This window comes from Mycobacterium sp. MAC_080597_8934 (assembly GCF_000523975.1).
In the GTDB taxonomy this organism is placed as follows: domain Bacteria; phylum Actinomycetota; class Actinomycetes; order Mycobacteriales; family Mycobacteriaceae; genus Mycobacterium; species Mycobacterium avium.
In genome coordinates, this window is sequence record NZ_JAOS01000012.1 from 1 (window position 1) to 3,287 (window position 3,287).

A 3,287-nucleotide genomic window follows, 5' to 3' on the forward strand; every position below is an offset into this window, starting at 1 on the left:
TACCGCCGCGGCGCCCGACTACTGGCTGCGTGACCGTGCCCGGCTACCCATCCGCTACCCGTCCGCGGGAGGCACGCCGGAATTGATAATGAAAATGATTTTCAGTAAGGTGAGGTCTTGCTGTGAGGCTGCCGAGGGTGCGGCTGTGAGTATGCCGAAAATGCGGCAAATCCCTAGGCGAAACGTCCTCATCAGCGGTAGAAGAAGGGCAGCGGAGTGGTGAGCCGACCAGGCTCGAACGCCTCGACAGTTAGCTTATGCAATGCTAACTTCAGGCGGTTAGGTTAGGGGAGGCTACATACATGAGAAGGCGCGGCCGTGGAACGCGGTGACACCGGCATGCTCACAGCTCAGCCGGTCAATTCCCGGGTCGACGCACGCGTCGACGGCGACGTGGTCAGCCGGTTCGCCACCTGCTGCCGCGCGCTGGGCATCGTCGTCTACCAACGGCAGCGCCCGGCCGACCTGGCCGCCGCCCGCTCCGGCTTCGCCGCGCTGACCCGCATCGCCCACGACCAGTGCGACGCGTGGACCGGGCTGGCGGCCGCCGGCGACGTGTCGCTGCGCGTGCTGGAGGCGGTGGCCCGCACTGCTGCCACCGCGGGCGTGCTGCAGCGCCAGGTGGACCTGGCGCCCGGCGCGCTGGGCTTCCGCTACGACACCGGGCTGTATCTGCAGTTCCGCGCCACCACGACCGACGACTTCCAGCTCGCCTACGCGGCGGCGCTGGCAACCGCCGGGCGCTTCGCCGACGCCGACCGGATCGTCGCCGCGCTGACCGCCGCCCGACCCGGCTGGCGGGAAGCCCGCTGGGTGTCGGTCGTGATCAACTACCGGGCCGAGCGCTGGTCGGACGTCGTCAAGCTGCTCACCCCGATCGTCAACGACACCGACCTCGACGACGCCTACGCGCACGCCGCCAAGATCGCCCTGGGCACCGCGCTGGCCCGCCTCGGCATGTTCGCCCCGGCGCTGTCCTACCTGGAGGAGCCCGACGGTCCGGTCGCCGTGGCGGCCGTCGACGGCGCCCTGGCCAAGGCGCTGGTGCTGCGCGCGCACGTGGACGAGGAATCGGCCAGCGAGGTGCTGCAGGACCTCTACGCCGCGCACCCGGAGAACGAACAGGTCGAACAGGCGTTATCGGACACCAGTTTCGGCATCGTGACCACCACCGCGGCCCGCATCGAGGCCCGCACCGACCCGTGGGACCCCGCCACCGAGCCCAGCGCCGAGGACTTCGTCGACCCGGCCGCGCACGAGCGCAAGGCGGTGCTGCTGGCCGAGGCCGAACGCCAGCTCGCCGAATTCATCGGACTCGACGAGGTCAAGAACCAGGTGTCCCGGCTGAAGAGCTCGGTCGCCATGGAACTGGTCCGCAAGCAGCGCGGGCTCGCGGTCGCGCAGCGGGCCCACCACCTGGTGTTCGCCGGGCCGCCCGGAACCGGTAAGACCACCATCGCCCGCGTGGTGGCCAAGATCTATTGCGGCCTGGGGCTTTTGAAGCGGGAGAACATCCGCGAGGTGCACCGCGCCGACCTGATCGGCCAGCACATCGGCGAGACCGAGGCCAAGACCAACGCCATCATCGACAGCGCGCTGGACGGGGTGCTGTTCCTCGACGAGGCCTACGCGCTGGTCGCCACCGGCGCCAAGAACGACTTCGGGCTGGTCGCCATCGACACCCTGCTGGCCAGGATGGAGAACGACCGCGACCGCCTGGTGGTCATCATCGCCGGGTACCGGGCCGACCTGGACAAGTTCCTGGACACCAACGAGGGCTTGCGTTCCCGGTTCACCCGCAACATCGACTTCCCGTCGTACGCGCCGTCGGAGCTGGTCGAGATCGCCACCAAGATGGCCGAACAACGCGACAGCGTCTTCGAACAGGCCGCGCTGGACCACATGGAGGAGTTGTTCACCAAGCTGGCCCGCGAATCGACCCCGGACGCCAACGGGATCTCGCGCCGCAACCTGGACATCGCCGGTAACGGCCGATTCGTCCGGAACATCGTCGAGCGCGCCGAAGAGGAACGGGAGTTCCGGCTCGACCATTCCGAGCACGCCGGAACCGGCGAATTCACTGACGAGGAGCTGATGACGATCACCGACGACGACGTCGCACGGTCGGTTGAGCCGCTGCTGCGCGGCCTTGGCCTGTCGGTGCCGGCATGACCGCCAACAACGATCCCGACGACCGGCGTTCGTTCACCTCGCGCACCCCGGTCAACGACAACCCCGACCAGGTGCAGTACCGGCGCGGCTTCGTCACCCGGCACCAGGTCAGCGGCTGGCGATTCGTGATGCGCCGCATCGCTTCCGGTATCGCGCTGCACGACACCCGGATGCTGGTCGACCCGCTGCGCACCCAGTCGCGCGCCGTCGCGATGGGCGCGGTCCTGCTGGTCACCGGGCTGGCCGGCTGCTTCGTGTTCTCGCTGATCCGGCCCAACGGCACCGCCGGGACCAACGCCGTGCTGGCCGACCGGTCCACGGCTGCGCTGTACGTCCGGGTCGGCGACGACCTGCACCCGGTGCTCAACCTGACCTCCGCCCGGCTGATCGTGGGCAAGCCGGTCAACCCCACCACCGTGAAAAGCGCTGAGCTGGATCGGTTTCCGCGCGGCAACCTGCTCGGCATCCCCGGCGCCCCGGAGCGGATGGTGCAAAACCCGTCCACCGACGCGAACTGGACGGTGTGCGACTCGGTCAGCGAGCCCGCCCCGGGCGGGCACGGCGCGCACAGCACCGGTGTCACCGTGATCGCGGGCCGGCCGGACAGCAGCGGCGCCCGCGCCGCCGCGCTGCCGTCGCAGCAGGCGATCCTGGCCGAGCGGGACGGCGGCACCTGGCTGCTGTGGAACGGCCGGCGCTCGCAGATCAACCTGGCCGACCACGCCGTCACCAACGCGCTCGGCCTGACCGAGAACAACTCCGAGCTGCCCGCGCCCCGGCCCATCGCGCTCGGTCTGTTCAACGCGATACCCGAGGCGCCGTCGTTGTCCGCGCCGGGCATCCCGAACGCCGGCGCCCCGGCGCCGTTCGCGGTGCCGGCCCCGATCGGGGCCGTGGTGGTCTCCTACACCCTGGATCAAAGCTCCTCGGGGGCGCCGCGCTACTACGCGGTGCTGCCCGACGGCCTGCAGCAGATCTCACCGGTGCTGGCGGCGATCCTGCGCAACACCAATTCCTATGGGCTGGACCAACCGCCGCGGCTGGGCGCCGACGCGGTGGCCAAGCTGCCGGTGTCGCGGATGCTGGACACCGCGCGCTACCCGGACCAACACGTC

2 protein-coding genes are annotated in these 3,287 nt (G+C 69.9%); both read left to right on the plus strand.

The features are described 5' to 3' along the window. Positions 1–318 precede the first annotated feature (318 nt). Positions 319–2,172: a type VII secretion system ESX-3 AAA family ATPase EccA3 gene (gene eccA3, locus NF20_RS06485; protein ID WP_011726302.1), complete on the plus strand. Its 1,854-nt coding sequence runs from the start codon at positions 319–321 to the stop codon at positions 2,170–2,172. Beyond that, positions 2,169–3,287: type VII secretion protein EccB (gene eccB, locus NF20_RS06490; RefSeq protein ID WP_033717239.1), on the plus strand; the 1,119-nt coding region annotated here is incomplete at its 3' end. The genes eccA3 and eccB, both read left to right, overlap by 4 nt.